Origin of the sequence: Chromobacterium sp. CV08 (genome assembly GCF_051129845.1) — a bacterium.
Taxonomy (GTDB): domain Bacteria; phylum Pseudomonadota; class Gammaproteobacteria; order Burkholderiales; family Chromobacteriaceae; genus Chromobacterium.
In genome coordinates, this window is record NZ_CP150453.1 from 1094528 (window position 1) to 1110207 (window position 15680).

General features: G+C 66.3%; 13 protein-coding genes. 11 read left to right on the forward strand and 2 right to left on the reverse strand.

All coding sequences use genetic code 11. The features are described 5' to 3' along the window. The first annotated feature begins 62 nt into the window (after window positions 1-62). From carA to WNM05_RS05155, 5 genes are all read left to right on the forward strand, one after another. Entirely contained in the window at window positions 63-1190 is a 1128-nt protein-coding gene (gene carA, locus WNM05_RS05135; RefSeq protein ID WP_434633059.1) for a glutamine-hydrolyzing carbamoyl-phosphate synthase small subunit, read from the forward strand. A gap of 14 nt (window positions 1191-1204) precedes the next feature. Next, complete coding sequence (gene leuE / locus WNM05_RS05140) at window positions 1205-1855, forward strand: leucine efflux protein LeuE (RefSeq protein ID WP_434633061.1); 651 nt, start codon at window positions 1205-1207, stop codon at window positions 1853-1855. Between the two features lie 76 nt (window positions 1856-1931). Continuing rightward, entirely contained in the window at window positions 1932-5141 is a 3210-nt protein-coding gene (gene carB, locus WNM05_RS05145) for a carbamoyl-phosphate synthase large subunit (protein ID WP_434633063.1), read from the forward strand. Between the two features lie 142 nt (window positions 5142-5283). Continuing rightward, window positions 5284-5760, forward strand: a complete 477-nt coding sequence (gene greA / locus WNM05_RS05150; RefSeq protein ID WP_166439742.1) for a transcription elongation factor GreA — start codon at window positions 5284-5286, stop codon at window positions 5758-5760. Window positions 5761-5830: 70 nt separating this feature from the next. Continuing rightward, complete coding sequence (locus WNM05_RS05155; protein ID WP_434633066.1) at window positions 5831-6259, forward strand: DUF4149 domain-containing protein; 429 nt, start codon at window positions 5831-5833, stop codon at window positions 6257-6259. A gap of 236 nt (window positions 6260-6495) precedes the next feature. On the opposite strand, the gene WNM05_RS05160 is transcribed toward WNM05_RS05155, so the two are convergent. After that, window positions 6496-6816 carry a YhbY family RNA-binding protein gene (locus WNM05_RS05160; protein WP_434633067.1) on the reverse strand — a complete coding sequence of 107 codons (321 nt, stop codon included), beginning with the start codon at window positions 6814-6816 and terminating at the stop codon, window positions 6496-6498. 157 nt (window positions 6817-6973) lie between these two features. On the opposite strand from WNM05_RS05160, the gene rlmE reads away from it, so the two are divergent. The 6 genes from rlmE (at window position 6974) to WNM05_RS05190 (ending at window position 14569) form a co-directional block, all read left to right on the forward strand. Then, the gene (rlmE, locus tag WNM05_RS05165; RefSeq protein WP_434633069.1) at window positions 6974-7591 is read left to right on the forward strand and encodes a 23S rRNA (uridine(2552)-2'-O)-methyltransferase RlmE; all 618 of its coding nucleotides are present in this window, start codon (window positions 6974-6976) and stop codon (window positions 7589-7591) included. A gap of 82 nt (window positions 7592-7673) precedes the next feature. Beyond that, a complete protein-coding gene (ftsH, locus tag WNM05_RS05170; RefSeq protein WP_434633071.1) occupies window positions 7674-9593 on the forward strand; it encodes an ATP-dependent zinc metalloprotease FtsH in 1920 nt (639 codons plus the stop codon). A 100-nt stretch (window positions 9594-9693) separates the two neighbouring features. Then, entirely contained in the window at window positions 9694-10530 is an 837-nt protein-coding gene (folP, locus tag WNM05_RS05175; RefSeq protein WP_434633073.1) for a dihydropteroate synthase, read from the forward strand. Window positions 10531-10617: 87 nt separating this feature from the next. After that, window positions 10618-11955, forward strand: coding sequence for a phosphoglucosamine mutase (gene glmM / locus WNM05_RS05180; RefSeq protein ID WP_434633075.1), 1338 nt, complete (start codon window positions 10618-10620; stop codon window positions 11953-11955). 143 nt (window positions 11956-12098) lie between these two features. Further along, the gene (locus WNM05_RS05185) at window positions 12099-14012 is read left to right on the forward strand and encodes an ExeM/NucH family extracellular endonuclease (protein WP_434633076.1); all 1914 of its coding nucleotides are present in this window, start codon (window positions 12099-12101) and stop codon (window positions 14010-14012) included. Beyond that, complete coding sequence (locus WNM05_RS05190) at window positions 13994-14569, forward strand: rhomboid family intramembrane serine protease (RefSeq protein ID WP_434633077.1); 576 nt, start codon at window positions 13994-13996, stop codon at window positions 14567-14569. The genes WNM05_RS05185 and WNM05_RS05190 overlap by 19 nt, the downstream gene beginning before the upstream one ends. Here the strand turns inward: WNM05_RS05190 and alr are convergent. Continuing rightward, the gene (gene alr / locus WNM05_RS05195) at window positions 14511-15584 is read right to left on the reverse strand and encodes an alanine racemase (RefSeq protein WP_434633079.1); all 1074 of its coding nucleotides are present in this window, start codon (window positions 15582-15584) and stop codon (window positions 14511-14513) included. The two genes, WNM05_RS05190 and alr, sit on opposite strands and share 59 nt — an antisense overlap. Window positions 15585-15680: the final 96 nt, after the last annotated feature.

Sequence of the window (15680 nt, forward strand, 5' to 3'; positions counted from 1 at the left end):
AACGAAACCGGCCGCTGCCGGTTTTTGTGTAAGCGCCCGAGCAATGCAACAGGAGCCAGCCAGTGTCAAACCTCCCCGCAATCCTTGTCTTGGCTGACGGCACGCTTTTCAAAGGTAGTGCTATCGGTGCCGCCGGCCATACGGTCGGCGAGGTGGTATTCAATACCGCCATCACCGGTTATCAGGAGATCCTGACGGATCCCTCGTACACCAGGCAGATCGTCACACTCACTTATCCGCACATCGGCAACGTCGGCGCGAATTCGGAAGACACCGAATCCCGCGCCGTTTTTGCATCGGGACTGATCATCCGCGATCTGCCGCTGCTGCACAGCAACTTCCGCGCCGAAGACTCGCTGTCCGATTACCTGAAAAAACACAATGTGGTGGCGATCGCCGACATCGACACCCGCAAGCTGACCCGCATCCTGCGCGAGAAGGGCGCCCAGGCCGGCTGCATCATGGCCGGCGACATCGACGAGGCCCGCGCGCTGGAGCTGGCCCGCGGTTTCGGCAGCATGGCCGGCCAGGATCTGGCCCGCGTCGTCAGCTGCCAGAAGCCTTACGCCTGGACCGAGAAGCAATGGAAGCTGGGCGCCGCTTACCAGGTCCAGGCTTCCACCCGCTTCCACGTCGTCGCCTACGATTTCGGCGTCAAGCACAACATCCTGCGCATGCTGGCCGAGCGCGGCTGCCAGCTGACCGTGGTGCCGGCGCAGACGCCGGCACGCGACGTGCTGGCGCTGAATCCGCACGGCGTCTTCCTGTCCAACGGCCCCGGCGACCCGGAGCCGTGCGACTACGCGATTTCGGCGATCCGCGACATCCTGGAGACCAGGCTGCCGGTGTTCGGCATCTGCCTGGGCCACCAGTTGCTGGGCCTGGCCACCGGCGCCGCCACGTCGAAGATGAAGTTCGGCCACCACGGCGCCAACCACCCGGTGCAGGACCTCGACAGCGGCCGCGTGATGATCACCAGCCAGAACCACGGCTTCCAGGTCGACGAGACCAGCCTGCCGGCCAATGTCCGCGTCACCCACCGTTCGCTGTTCGACGGCACCGTGCAGGGCATCGCGCTGACCGACCGTCCGGCCTTCTCCTTCCAGGGCCACCCGGAAGCGAGCCCGGGGCCGGAGGACGTCGCCTACCTGTTCGACCGCTTCATCGCGGCGATGGCGGAACGGCAGTAGGGCGGAGTCGAATCATGTTGGGCATTACCGACCTTAGCACCTACCTGATCGGCACGCTGATCGTCATCCTGCTGCCGGGGCCGAACGCCATGTATGTGCTGTCGGTGGCGGCGCAGCGCGGCAAGCGCGCGGGCTTCGCCGCCGCCGGCGGCGTCGTCAGCGGCGACTTCATCCTGATGACGCTGGCGGCCACCGGCGCGGCCGGCCTGTTGCAGGCCAATCCGGCGCTGTTCTCGGTGGTCAAGTACATAGGCGGCGGCTATCTGGCCTGGCTGGGCATCAATATGCTGAAGTCCGGCATCGTCGCCTGGCGCAGGTCGCGGCGCGGCGACGCGCCGGCCGCGGCGGCGTCGCCGCTGTCCGGCGGCCATCCGTACCGCAAGGCGCTGCTGATCAGTCTGATGAATCCGAAGGCCATATTGTTCTTCGTGTCCTTCTTCGTGCAGTTCGTCGATCCGGCCTATCCGCATCCGGCCGTCACCTTCGCCGCGCTGGGCGCCATCGTCCAGTGCTGCAGCATCGCCAATCTGTCGATGCTGATCCTGCTGGGCGACAAGCTGGCCGCGGCCTTCCGCCGCCGCCGCAAGCTGACGGCGGCGCTGGGCGGTTCGGTCGGCGCGATCTTCGTCGGATTCGGCGCCAAGCTGGCGGCGGCCAGCCTGTAGGGTCGATAGTAAACATGCCGCGCCGCCGGGGAGGGGGCGCGGCCGGAAAAATACAAGTCATCAAAGAGTAGAAGCCATGCCAAAGCGTACCGACATCAAAAGCATTCTGATCATTGGCGCCGGCCCGATCGTCATCGGCCAGGCCTGCGAGTTCGACTACTCCGGCGCCCAGGCCTGCAAGGCGCTGCGCGAGGAAGGCTACAAAGTCATCCTGGTCAACTCCAACCCGGCCACCATCATGACCGATCCGGACATGGCCGACGTCACCTATATCGAGCCGATCAGCTGGCCGGTGGTGGAAAAGATCATCGCCAAGGAGCGTCCGGACGCCATCCTGCCGACGATGGGCGGCCAGACCGCGCTGAACTGCGCGCTGGACCTGGCCCGCAACGGCGTCCTCGAAAAATATAAAGTGGAGCTGATCGGCGCGACCGAAGACGCGATCGACAAGGCCGAGGACCGCGGCCGCTTCAAGGAGGCGATGGCCAAGATCGGCCTGTCCTGCCCGCTGTCCTTCGTCTGCCACACGATGGAAGAGTCGCTGGACGCGCAGGCCAAGGTGGGCTTCCCGACGCTGATCCGCCCGTCGTTCACGATGGGCGGCTCCGGCGGCGGCATCGCCTACAACAAGGAAGAATTCCTGGCGATCTGCGAGCGCGGCTTCGAGGCCTCCCCCACCCATGAACTGCTGATCGAGCAGTCGGTGCTGGGCTGGAAGGAATACGAGATGGAAGTCGTTCGCGACAAGAACGACAACTGCATCATCATCTGCTCGATCGAGAACTTCGACCCGATGGGCGTGCACACCGGCGACTCCATCACCGTCGCGCCGGCGCAGACGCTGACCGACAAGGAATACCAGATCATGCGCAACGCCTCGCTGGCGGTGCTGCGCGAGATCGGCGTCGATACCGGCGGCTCCAATGTGCAGTTCGCCACCAATCCGGCCACCGGCGAGATGATCGTCATCGAGATGAATCCGCGGGTGTCGCGTTCGTCGGCGCTGGCGTCCAAGGCCACCGGCTTCCCGATCGCCAAGATCGCGGCCAAGCTGGCCGTCGGTTTCACGCTGGACGAACTGAAGAACGACATCACCGGCGGCGCGACCCCGGCCTCGTTCGAGCCGTCCATCGACTACGTCGTCACCAAGATTCCGCGCTTCGCCTTCGAGAAATTCCCGCAGGCCGACGACCGCCTGACCACCCAGATGAAGTCCGTCGGTGAAGTCATGGCGATGGGCCGCACCTTGCAGGAATCGATGCAGAAGGCGCTGCGCGGCCTGGAAACCGGCCTGGCCGGCTTCGATCCCGTCACCACCGACGAGGCCGCCATCCGCCACGAACTGGGCGCGCCGGGACCGGAGCGCATCCTGTACGTCGCCGACGGTTTCCGCATCGGCATGAGCCGCGACGACATCCACGCGGTCAGCAAGATAGACCCGTGGTTCCTGGCCCAGATCGAGGACATCGTCGGCGAGGAGAAGGCGCTTTCCGGCCGCAAGATCGAGGACATGGACTACGCCGAGCTGCGCCGCCTGAAGCGCAAGGGCTTCTCCGACCGCCGCCTGGGCGAGCTCCTGGGTTCCGACCAGGCCGCCGTGCGCGCCAAGCGCTGGGCGCTGGGCCTGCATCCGGTGTACAAGCGCGTCGACACCTGCGCCGCCGAGTTCGCCACCAACACCGCCTATATGTACTCCAGCTACGAGGAGGAGTGCGAATCCAATCCGTCCGACCGCAAGAAGGTGATGGTGCTGGGCGGCGGCCCCAACCGGATCGGCCAGGGCATCGAGTTCGACTACTGCTGCGTGCACGCGGCGCTCTCGCTGCGCGAATCCGGTTTCGAGACCATCATGGTCAACTGCAACCCGGAAACCGTGTCGACCGACTACGACACCTCGGACCGCCTGTATTTCGAGCCGCTGACGCTGGAGGACGTGCTGGAGATCTGCCGCGTCGAGAAGCCGTTCGGCGTCATCGTCCAGTACGGCGGCCAGACCCCGCTGAAGCTGGCCCGCGCGCTGGAAGCCAACGGCGTGCCCATCATCGGCACTTCGCCGGACATGATAGACGCCGCCGAGGACCGCGAACGCTTCCAGAAGCTGTTGAACGAGCTCGGTCTGAAGCAGCCGCCGAACCGCACGGCGCGCGCGCCGGCCGAGGCGATGAAGCTGGCGGACGAGATCGGCTACCCGCTGGTGGTGCGCCCGTCCTACGTGCTGGGCGGCCGCGCGATGGAAATCGTCCATGAGCCGGCCGATCTGGAGCGCTATATGCGCGAGGCGGTCAAGGTGTCCAACGACAGCCCGGTGCTGCTGGACCGCTTCCTCAACGACGCGATCGAGGTCGACGTCGACTGCGTGTCCGACGGCGAGACCGTGGTGATAGGTGGCATCATGCAGCATGTCGAGCAGGCCGGCGTCCACTCCGGCGACTCCGCCTGCTCGCTGCCGGCCTACAGCCTGTTCCCGGCGATGCAGGACGAGATCCGCCGCCAGACCGAGGCGATGGCCCGCGCGCTGAACGTGGTCGGCCTGATGAACGTGCAGTTCGCGATCCAGGGCGAGACCATCTACGTGCTGGAGGTGAATCCGCGCGCCAGCCGCACCGTGCCCTTCGTCTCCAAGGTGACCTCGGCGCCGCTGGCCAAGATCGCCGCCCGCGCGATGGCCGGCATCGGCCTGGCGGAGCAGGGCTTCACCAAGGAGGTGATTCCGCCGTTCTACGCGGTGAAGGAGGCGGTGTTCCCCTTCATCAAGTTCCCGGGCGTCGACACCATCCTGGGGCCGGAGATGAAGTCCACCGGCGAGGTGATGGGCGTCGGCAAGACCTTCGCCGAGGCCTACGTCAAGGCGCAGCTGGGCGCCGGCGACCGCCTGCCCAAGACCGGCAAGGTCTTCCTGTCGGTGCGCGACTCCGACAAGAACGGCGTCGTCGACGTGGCGCGCGAGCTGCAGCGGCTGGGCTTCGGCGTCTGCGCGACGCGCGGCACCGCCAAGCATCTGATCGAGGCCGGCCTGATCGTGCAGGTGGTCAACAAGGTCAACGAGGGTCGTCCGCACATCGTCGACATGATCAAGAACGGCGAGGTCGATCTGGTGATCAACACCGTGGACGAGAAGCGCACCGCGATCCAGGACAGCCATTCGATCCGCCGCTCGGCGTTGCAGGCGCGGGTGCCGCAGTACACCACCTTGTCCGCCGCCAAGGCGGTGTGCGTGGGCCTGAAGCATGCCGAATCCTTCGACGTCTACAGCGTGCAGCAACTGCACGCGCAGATCGCCGGCTGAGGGGGAGTGGCCGCCGGTAGGCTTTGATGCGGAAGCGATTTGCCGTTACAATTCCGCTCAAACCCGCTCGCGCAAGCCGCCGTCCCGTACGGCGGCTTGTGCTTTTGATGAAGGCGGTCAACCGCCTGTGGAGAATACTGTAATGATCAAAGTCCCGTTGACTGTACGCGGCGCCGAGCTTCTGAAGGAAGAACTGCAACGCCTGAAGAGCGTGGAGCGTCCGTCGGTGATCGAGGCGATCGCCGAGGCGCGCTCCCACGGCGACCTGTCGGAAAACGCCGAGTACGACGCGGCCAAGGAACGCCAGGCCTTCGTCGAGGGCCGCATCGCCGAACTGGAAGGCAAGCTGTCCAACGCCGTGATCATCAATCCGGCCGAGCTGGACGCCGACGGCCGCGTGGTGTTCGGTGCCACCGTCGACCTGATGGATCTGGAGACCGAAGAGAACGTCACCTACCAGATCGTCGGCGACGACGAGGCCGACATCAAGGTGTGCAAGGTATCGGTGAACTCGCCGATCTCGCGCGCGCTGATCGGCAAGGAGGCCGGCGACGTGGCCGAAGTGGTGGCCCCGGGCGGCATCCGCGAGTACGAAGTGCTCGACGTCAAATACATCTGATCCGGATCGCGCGCGGCCATGGCCGCGCGTTTTTCATCGGCCGCGTCTGCTGCCGAGCATGGGGGAGAGAATGGACGGCTTGCGAGCTATTGCCAAGACCTTGTGGATTGGCGGTTTGTGGGTGATAGGCCTGATCGTCGCGCCGGTGCTGTTCAAGTCGCTGGACGGGGTCACCGCCGGCATGGTGGCCGGGCGGCTGTTCGCCGCCATCGCCTGGGTCGGGCTGGTGTGCGGTGTGTTCCTGCTGGTCGACCAGGTATGGCGAAACGGCGTGTCCGGCCTGAAACAGGGCGCGTTCTGGCTGATCGTCGGCATGCTGGTCTGCACGCTGATCAATCAGTTCGGCGTCGCGCCCATCATCGTCACCTTGAAGCAGCAGATGAACCACGCGGCCGAGGGCTTGTTCGGCGGCGGCTTCGCCACCTGGCATGCGATTTCCAGCTTGATCTACCTGGTGCAGAGCGTGCTCGGCCTCGCCTATATCTGGCGCAGCGAGTGACGCGGCGATAAGAAAAGCGGTGGCCGGGCCACCGCTTTCAGGCTGCGGGCAGCGGGCATAGGGACAGTTTGCAGGACCCGGCGAAGCCGGGCCTCTTCACGGAGGCACGGATCTGGCAGCCTGCCTGTCGAGTCCCAATCCCCCCGCCCTTGCCCTGCAAGGGGGCCTCGCCGCGCTCGAAAGCAAAAAAAGCGGTGGCTAGGCCACCGCTTTTTTTGTCTGCCGGGCGGGAGGACTCAGTCCTTCATCGCCTGCTTGTTCTTCGGCAGCGCGATGCGCGCCTTGTCGCTGGGGCGCCACAGCACCAGGAGCTTGCCGATGTGCTGTACCGGAGCGCAGCCCAGTTCCTCGCAGATCTGCTCGAACATGGCGACGCGGGCGTCGCGGTCGTCGCCGAGCACGCGAACCTTGATCAGTTCGTGGGCGTCCAGGCTGATGGCGATTTCGCGCACGACGGCCTCGGTCAGACCGTTGTTGCCGACCATCACCACCGGGTCGATGCCGTGCGCCAGGCCCTGCAGGTATTTGCGCTGAAACGGCTTGATGTCAATTTTCATGGAAACATGGAATTCAAAGCAAAACACGATTCTACTAGAATTTGGCCCCGCATCCCAAGGTTGGGGCTGAAATAACCGAAAAACAACAGGATAGCGCGTTGACGGACGCCCGCATCGACTATCCTGACGACTGAGACGACAGAAAGCATCGCCGCGTATGGCAAGAAGCAAGAGCAGCAACAGCTGGTTGCAGGAACATGTCAACGATCAATACGTGCAGATGGCGCAGAAGGACGGCTACCGCGCACGCGCCGCCTACAAGCTGCTGGAGATCAACGACAAGGACAAGTTGATCCGGCCGGGCACCGTGCTGGCCGACCTCGGTTCGACGCCGGGCAGCTGGTCGCAGGTGGCGGCGCGCATCGCCGGCGATTCGGGCAAGGTGTTCGCGCTGGACATCCTGCCGATGGACCCGGTGCCGGGCGTCGATTTCATTCAGGGCGACTTCCGGGAGGAGGAGGTGCTCAGGCAGTTCGAGGCCTTGCTGGACGGACGCGCGCTCGACCTTGTAATTTCGGATATGGCGCCCAATATGTCAGGCATGAGCGCCATCGATCAGGCCAGGAGCTTCCTGCTGTGCGAGCTGGCGCTGGATTTCGCGCGCGATCATTTGAAACCCGGCGGCCACTTTCTCGTCAAAGTGTTCCAGGGCAGCGATTTTCAGGACTATCTCAAGGCCATGCGCGAGCTGTTCGGCGAGGTGGTCACCCGCAAGCCCAAGGCGTCGCGCGACCGTTCCAGCGAAATCTATCTGCTGGGCAAGGGTCGCCGCTGACATAAAAGGGCGCGGGGCGTTACAATCGTAGCCGTTTACTACAAGCAACCAAAAAGTCAGGGCACAGAGGAGTCCGCTACTCGTGAACAATATCGGCAAAAACATCGCCATCTGGGTGATCATCGGCCTGGTGCTGATGACCGTCTTCAATCAGTTCAACAAGCGCCAGGACACCCAGAACCAGCTCGAATACTCGCAGTTCGTCAGCGATGTCGAGTCGGGCAAGGTGCAATCCCTGACCATAGAGGGGCATCCGCTGCGCGGCCAGTGGCTGAAGGGCAAGCTGACCGACGGCACCGCCTTCTCCACCTTCGCGCCTTATGACCCGCAGCTGGTCGACGACCTGATCAAGAACAATGTGCGCTTCTCCGCCAAGCCGGAGGAGGAGCCGTCGATGCTGATGAGCATCTTCATCAGCTGGTTCCCGATGCTGCTGCTGATAGGCGTGTGGGTGTTCTTCATGCGCCAGATGCAGGGCGGCGGCAAGGGCGGCGCGTTCTCGTTCGGCAAGAGCAAGGCGCGCATGCTGGACCAGGACGCCAACACCGTGGTGTTCGCCGATGTCGCCGGCTGCGACGAGGCCAAGGAGGAGGTGAAGGAAATCGTCGACTACCTGCGCGATCCTTCCCGCTACCAGAGCCTGGGCGGCCGCATCCCGCGCGGCATCCTGCTGGCCGGTTCGCCCGGTACCGGTAAGACGCTCTTGGCCAAGGCCATCGCCGGCGAGGCCAAGGTGCCGTTCTTCAGCATCTCCGGTTCCGACTTCGTCGAAATGTTCGTCGGCGTCGGCGCCGCCCGCGTGCGCGACATGTTCGAGCAGGCGAAGAAGAATTCCCCGTGCATCATCTTCATCGACGAAATCGACGCGGTCGGCCGCCAGCGCGGCGCCGGCCTCGGCGGCGGCAACGACGAGCGCGAGCAGACGCTGAACCAGCTCTTGGTCGAGATGGACGGCTTCGACACCAACTCCACCGTGATCGTCATCGCCGCGACCAACCGTCCGGACGTGCTGGACCCGGCGCTGCAGCGGCCGGGCCGTTTCGACCGTCAGGTGATCGTGCCGCTGCCGGACATCCGCGGCCGCGAACAGATCCTGAACGTGCACATGCGCAAGGTGCCGATCGCCGCCGACGTCAACGCCGAGGTGATCGCGCGCGGCACGCCGGGCTTCTCCGGCGCCGATCTGGCCAACCTGATCAACGAGGCCGCGCTGTTCGCGGCGCGTCGCAACAAGCGCCTGGTCGACATGGAGGACCTGGAATCCGCCAAGGACAAGATCATGATGGGCGCCGAGCGCCGCAGCATGGTGATGACCGAGGAGGAGAAGAAGAACACCGCCTACCACGAGTCCGGCCACGCCGTCGTCGCCAAGCTGCTGCCGAAGTCCGATCCGGTGCACAAGGTCACCATCATCCCGCGCGGCCGCGCGCTGGGCGTGACGATGCAGCTGCCGGAGCAGGACCGCTTCGCCTACGACCGCGGCTACCTGATGGACAGGCTGGCCATCCTGTTCGGCGGCCGCATCGCCGAAGAGCTGTTCATGAACCAGATGACCACCGGCGCCAGCAACGACTTCGAGCGCGCGACGCAGATGGCGCGCGACATGGTCACCCGCTACGGCATGTCCGACAAGCTCGGTCCGATGGTCTACGGCGAAAACGAGGGCGAGGTCTTCCTCGGCCGCTCCATCACCACGCACAAGAACCTGTCGGAAGCGACGCTGCAGCAGGTCGACGCCGAAATCCGCCGCATCATCGACGAGCAGTACGCGCTGGCGCGCCGTCTGCTGGAAGAGAACCGCGACAAGGTGGAAGCGATGACCGCCGCGCTGCTGGAATGGGAAACCATAGACGCCGAGCAGATCAACGACATCATGGACGGCAAGCCGCCGCGTCCGCCGAAGCCGGGCTCTAGCTTCCCCGCCAAGACGGAAGACAAGCCGGCTGAACCGGCCGAGCCGGCCGCCTCGTCGGCCACCTCCGACCCGGCCCAGGAAGTCTGACAAGCGTACTTCGTTCAACCGGGCAAGCCTTCGCGGGCTTGCCCGGTTTTGCATTCGGCTCCGGCCGCCGAGACCCGGCGCGCCGGGAATGGGAACCACGATGAGAATCTTGCAGTGCGGGCGCTTCGCGCTCGATCTGTCCCGTCCGCTGGTGATGGGCATACTGAACGTCACGCCGGACTCCTTCTCCGACGGCGGCCGCTTCAAGCGTCTGGACGACGCGCTTTCGCGCGCCGAGGCGATGCTGGCGGAAGGGGCGGACATCCTGGACATCGGCGGCGAGTCGACGCGGCCGGGCGCGCCCTTCGTCAGCCCGGACGAGGAGATGGAGCGGGTGCTGCCGGTGCTGGAGAGGCTGCGCGACATCGGCGCGCCGCTGTCGCTGGACACCCGCCGGGCCGTCGTGATGGGCGAGGCGATCCGGCTCGGCGCGGTGGACCTGATCAACGACGTGTCGGCGCTGGAGGACGACGGCGCGCTGGCGCTGGCCGCGACCAGCCGCGCAGCCGTGTGCCTGATGCACAAGCAGGGCAATCCGGACACGATGCAGGACAGGCCGGCCTACGACGACGTCGTCGCCGAGGTGGCCGATTATCTGAAACGCCGCGTCCAGCTATGCCTGGACGCCGGCATCGTCCGCGAGCGGCTGCTGGTCGATCCCGGCTTCGGCTTCGGCAAGACGCTGGAACACAATCTGGCGCTGCTCAAACGGCTGGACGAGATCGAGCGCGTCGCCGGCGCGCCGCAGCTGGTCGGCCTGTCGCGCAAGTCGATGCTGGGCGCGCTCACCGGCGAGGACGAGCCGGCCCAGAGGCTGGGCGCCAGCGTCGCCGCGGCGCTGGAGTCGGCGCGGCGCGGCGCGTCGGTGATACGCGTCCACGACGTCAAGGCGACGCGGCAGGCGTTGCAACTGTGGCAGGCGCTGCGGGATTGTTGACGTGAAGCTGGTTTTCCAACGCCGGGCGATGGCAAAATGGCGGGCGTTGCGCCTGGCAAGGCATTGAACCGATACAGAGAATATTGAATGAGTCGCAAATATTTCGGCACCGACGGCGTGCGAGGCGAGGTCGGCAAGTCTCCGATCAATCCGGAATTCGTGATGAGGCTGGGCTATGCCGCCGGCCGCGTGCTGGTCAACCACGACAAGGACAGCCGTCCGACCGTGCTGATAGGCAAGGACACCCGCATCTCCGGCTATATGCTGGAGGCCGCGCTGCAGGCCGGCTTCACCGCCGCAGGCGTCAACGTGCTGCTGACCGGCCCGCTGCCGACGCCCGGCATCGCCTACCTGACCCGCGCGCTGAGGCTGGAGGCCGGCGTGGTGATCTCGGCCTCGCACAACCCGTTCCAGGATAACGGCATCAAGTTCTTCGCCGAAGGCGGCAACAAGCTGGACGACGCGCTGGAGCTGGAGATCGAGGCGATGCTGGAGCAGCCGATGGCCACCAATCCGTCGGCCGAGCTCGGACGCGCCCGCCGCATAGACGGCGCCGCCGAACGCTATATCGAGTTCTGCAAGAGCACCTTCCCGAACGAGCTGAGCCTGAAGGGGCTGAGACTGGTCGTCGACTGCGCCAACGGCGCCACCTACCACATCGCGCCCAAGGTCTTCCACGAGCTGGGCGCCGAGCTGGTCCAGATCGGCTGCGAGCCCAACGGCTACAACATCAACGACAAGGTAGGCGCGACCTATCCTAAGACGCTGCAGCAGGAAGTGCTGCGGCACCGCGCCGATTTCGGCATCGCGCTGGACGGCGACGGCGACCGCCTGATCATGGTGGACGCCGACGGCCGCATCTACGACGGCGACCAGCTGATCTACGTGATCGCCAAGGCGCGCGCCGCGCGCGGCGAGCTGAAGGGCGGCGTCGTCGGCACCGTGATGACCAATATGGCGATGGAGCTGGCGCTGCAAAAGCAGGGCGTGCCCTTCGGCCGCGCCAAGGTCGGCGACCGCTATGTGCTGGAGATGCTGCATGCCGACGGCTGGCAGGTCGGCGGCGAGGCGTCCGGCCACATCCTGTGCCTGGACAAGCACAGCACCGGCGACGGCATCATCTCCAGCCTGCAGGTGCTGGCCGCGGTGCAGCAGCTGGAACAGCCGATGGCGCGGATCTGCGCCGACTGGCAGCCGTTCCCGCAGACGCTGATCAACGTCCGCCACAACGGCTGCGACTGGAAGGCCGCCGCCGCCGCGCCGCTGGCCGAGGCCGAGGCGGCGCTGCACGGCCGCGGACGAGTGGTGTTGCGGCCGTCCGGCACCGAGCCGGTGGTGCGGGTGATGGTGGAGGCCGACGACAAGTCCCTGGCCGAGTCCTGGGCCCGGTCCATTGCCGCGGCGATAGAGAAGATCGCCCGCTGATCGTCGCGGGGGTGAAACAAGCGATGCCAACCTGTCCGGGTTGGCATTTTTTGTATCAAAAAATCCATTCTCGACAACAAGAAACTTGAATGTCATCTGGCTGTGGATAGAATTGCCGCACTTCTACTCAGGATGACAAAAAGATGAGAACAATACCCGTATCGCCCCTTTCCCGCGCGGCGGTGGCCGCGTCGCTGGCGCTGGCCGGTCTGCAGGCCCACGCCGCCTGTACCCTGGCCGACACGCGCATCCACCAGGTCCAGGGCAGCGGCCCGCAGAGTCCGATGCAAGGCAGGACCGTGACGGTGCAGGGCGTGGTCAGCAGCCTGCTGTACGGCAAGGACGGCCCGGTCGGCTTCTTCATCGAGGAAGCGCCGCAGAACCGGGACGCCGATCCGTCGACCTCGGAAGGCGTCTACGTCTATACCGGCAAGCTGGCGCTGCCGGCCTTGAAGGCCGGCGATGTGGTCGGCGTTAAGGGCAAGGTGCTGGAGTTCAAGCGCAACGGCGACGCCGCCAGCGAGACCCAGCTGCAGCCGTCGGCCGCCGCCGACGTGCAAACCTGCGGCTACCGGGGCGAATTGGCGCCGGCGACGTTGCGGCTGCCGCTGAGCGGCGACGCGGCGCAACTGGAATCGCTGGCCGGCATGGCGGTGAAATTCGAGCAGCCGCTTTTCGTGATCGACAGCTACAACTACGGCCGCTACGGCGAGCTGACGCTGTCCAGCCAGCCGCGGCAATGGGTGCCGACCCAGCTCTATCGCCCCGGCAGCGCCGAGGCCCAGGCCTTGCGCGCCGCGAATCCGCGCGACCGCCTGCTGCTGGACGACGGCAGGACCTGGCAGAACGCCGACGCCTGGCTGCCCGGACCGGGCGGCCTGTCCGCGGCCAACACGCTGCGGGTCGGAGACCGCCTGGACGGCCTCGTCGGCGTGGTGTCGTTCAGCAACGGCGCCTACCGCGTGCAGCCGCTGTCGCAGCCGCAGGTCGCCGCGGCCAATCCGCGCGCGGCGGCGCCGGCGCGCAAGGCCGGCCATCTGCGCGTCGCCAGTTTCAATGTGCTCAATTTCTTCAACGGCGACGGCAAGGGCGGCGGATTTCCCACCGAGCGCGGGGCCAAGACGCGCGACGACTTCCTGCGCCAGAAGGCCAAGATCGTCGGCGCCATCCGCCAGCTGGACGCCGACGTGCTGGGGCTGATGGAACTGGAGAACGACGGTTTCGGCCCGCAGTCGGCGGTCAAGGAGCTGGTCGACGCGCTGAACGCCGGCGTGGACGCCGACAAGCAGTACCGCTTCGTCGATCCGGGGCTGCCGAAGATAGGCACCGACGCCATCACCACCGGCATGCTGTATCGTCCGTCGCGCGTGAAGCCCGACGGCGCCGCCCAGGCGCTGGCGATAGGCGATCCGGCCAGGAACCGTCTCAGCCTGGCGCAGACCTTCGCCGTCGACGGCAAGAAGCTGACGCTGGTGGTCAACCATCTGAAGTCCAAGGGCAGCAGCTGCGCCCAGGACAAGATCGACGGCGTGCCCGATGTCGACACCGGCGACGGCCAGGGCAATTGCAATCTGACCCGGGTGCAGGCCGCGCGGGATCTGGTGCGCTGGGCCAAGCAGCGCGGCGCGTCCGCCAAGGAGGGCCTGCTGGTGATCGGCGACATGAACGCCTACGCCAAGGAGGACCCGATCGGCGCCTTCGAGGAAGGCGGCCTGTCCAATCTGCTGGCGCGTTTCCGCAAGCACGCCTATTCCTACGTCTACCAGGGCGAGTCCGGCAATCTGGACCACGCGCTGGCCGACGCGGCGCTGGCGAAGTGGGTGGCCGATGCCGGCGAGTGGCACATCAATGCCGACGAGCCGACCGCGCTGGAATACGGCAGCGAGTTCAAGTCGGCCTCGCAGCGTGAGAACTACTACGCGCCCGATGCCTACCGCTCGTCCGATCACGACCCCTTGTACGTGGACCTGCAGCTGGTGCCGATCGCCGGCGCCGACGAGGTCGCGCTGGGCATGCTCGGTCTCGCCGGTTTCCTGGCTTGGCGCCGACGCAGGTGAGGCCGCCGCCGGCCAGCCTGTTGCCGGCGCTGCTGCCGCTTCTGGCGCCGTGGGGCGAGGCGGCGCGGCGCTGGCTCTTCAATCCGTCCATGGACGGCGAGTGGTGGAGGGCTTTCACCGCCAGCTGGGTGCATGCCGACTGGCGGCACGCGGCATTGAACAGCGCCAGCTTGTTATTGCTGGCCGGCCTGGGCGGGCGGCGCGCGGTCTGGGCGCTGTGCGCGCTGGCTTTGCTATTGCCCTGGCTGATCGCAGGGCTGCAGATGATCCAGCCCGAACCGCAGCCCTTCCTCGGCGCATCGGGCGTGGTTTACGGCTGGTGGGCGGCATTGGCCTGCTTGAAGCGGAGCGAAACCGCCGGCCCTTGGCTGGCGGCGGCGCTGCTGCTGCGCTTGGCTTGGCAGGGCATGTGGCCGAATCCGGGGCCGGGCGGCGAGCCGGTGCTGTGGTCGGCGCATGTCGGCGGCGCCTTGCTGGCGCCGCTGCTGCTGCTTGGACTCAGCTGCGCACGACGCGCGGTACCCGCGGCATCACTGCGCTCATCAGCTCGTAGCTGATGGTGCCGGCGGCCGCGGCCACTTTCTCTATCGGCGCGTTCGGCCCCCACAGCTCCACCCGGCTGCCGACGCCGGCCTGGGGCAGATCGCTGATATCCACCGTCAGCATGTCCATCGACACCCGGCCGACCAGCCGGCACGGCCGGCCGTCCACCGCCGCCGGCGCGCCGTTGGCGGCGATGCGCGGATAGCCGTCGGCGTAGCCGCAGGCGACCACGGCTATGCGCATGGCCCGGTCGGCGACGAAACGGCGGCCGTAACCGACGGCATCGCCGGCTTGCAGCTGCTGCACGGCGATGATGTCGGCCGACAGCGTCATCGCCGGCGCGAGGCCGAGATCGGCGCCGGTTTCGCCGTCGAACGGCGATGCGCCGTACAGCACGATGCCGGGGCGGCCGATGTCGCCGTGGGTGTGAGGATGGCGCAGCAGCGCGGCCGAGTTGGCGGCGCTGACCGGCAGGCCGCTGGCGGCGGCCACCGGTTCGAAGCGGTTCCATTGCCCGGCGACGCCGAAGTCTTCGTCGGCGGTGGCGAAATGGGTCATGACGGCGGCCAGTCTGGCCTGCGGCATCGCCTGCAGCCGGGCCTGGGCGGCGGCGGCCTCTTCCGGGCGGAAACCCAGCCGGTTCATGCCGCTGTTGATTTTCAGCCAGACGTCGACCGGCCGATCCGCGGAACCTTTGGCCAGCCAGTCCATCTGTTGTTGTGAATGGACGGCGCCGCCCAGGCGGTAGTCGGCCATCGCGGCGGCTTCGGCCGCGTCGAACGGTCCCTCCAGCAGCGAGATGGGATGGTCGAATCCCGCTTCGCGCAGGCGCACGGCGTCTTCGATATTGAGCAGGGCAAAACCGTCGGCCAGATCGGCCAACGCCTTTGCCGTGTCCAATAAGCCGTGGCCGTAGGCGTTCGCCTTGATCACGGCGAACAGGCTGCGGGCCTGCGAATGTCGGCGGGTGAACAGGAAATTGTGGCGGATGGCCGGGAGGGAAATCTCCAGCCGGATAGGGCGTGTCATGTCAAGAAAGCGTGTACGAGAGGTGTGCTATTATACACCTCCGTGCATGGACATTAGCCGCCCGGCCGCTTGATTGCGACGATCTGGAACCAAGCC

What these genes read in the sequence shown, in the direction of transcription:
- leuE (WP_434633061.1), top strand. Translation starts at nt 1,205, where the DNA reads ATGTTGGGCATTACCGACCTTAGCACCTACCTGATCGGCACGCTGATC.
- carB (WP_434633063.1), top strand. Translation starts at nt 1,932, where the DNA reads ATGCCAAAGCGTACCGACATCAAAAGCATTCTGATCATTGGCGCCGGC.
- greA (WP_166439742.1), top strand. Translation starts at nt 5,284, where the DNA reads ATGATCAAAGTCCCGTTGACTGTACGCGGCGCCGAGCTTCTGAAGGAA.
- WNM05_RS05155 (WP_434633066.1), top strand. Translation starts at nt 5,831, where the DNA reads ATGGACGGCTTGCGAGCTATTGCCAAGACCTTGTGGATTGGCGGTTTG.
- WNM05_RS05160 (WP_434633067.1), bottom strand. Translation starts at nt 6,816, where the DNA reads ATGAAAATTGACATCAAGCCGTTTCAGCGCAAATACCTGCAGGGCCTG.
- rlmE (WP_434633069.1), top strand. Translation starts at nt 6,974, where the DNA reads ATGGCAAGAAGCAAGAGCAGCAACAGCTGGTTGCAGGAACATGTCAAC.
- folP (WP_434633073.1), top strand. Translation starts at nt 9,694, where the DNA reads ATGAGAATCTTGCAGTGCGGGCGCTTCGCGCTCGATCTGTCCCGTCCG.
- glmM (WP_434633075.1), top strand. Translation starts at nt 10,618, where the DNA reads ATGAGTCGCAAATATTTCGGCACCGACGGCGTGCGAGGCGAGGTCGGC.
- WNM05_RS05185 (WP_434633076.1), top strand. Translation starts at nt 12,099, where the DNA reads ATGAGAACAATACCCGTATCGCCCCTTTCCCGCGCGGCGGTGGCCGCG.
- alr (WP_434633079.1), bottom strand. Translation starts at nt 15,584, where the DNA reads ATGACACGCCCTATCCGGCTGGAGATTTCCCTCCCGGCCATCCGCCAC.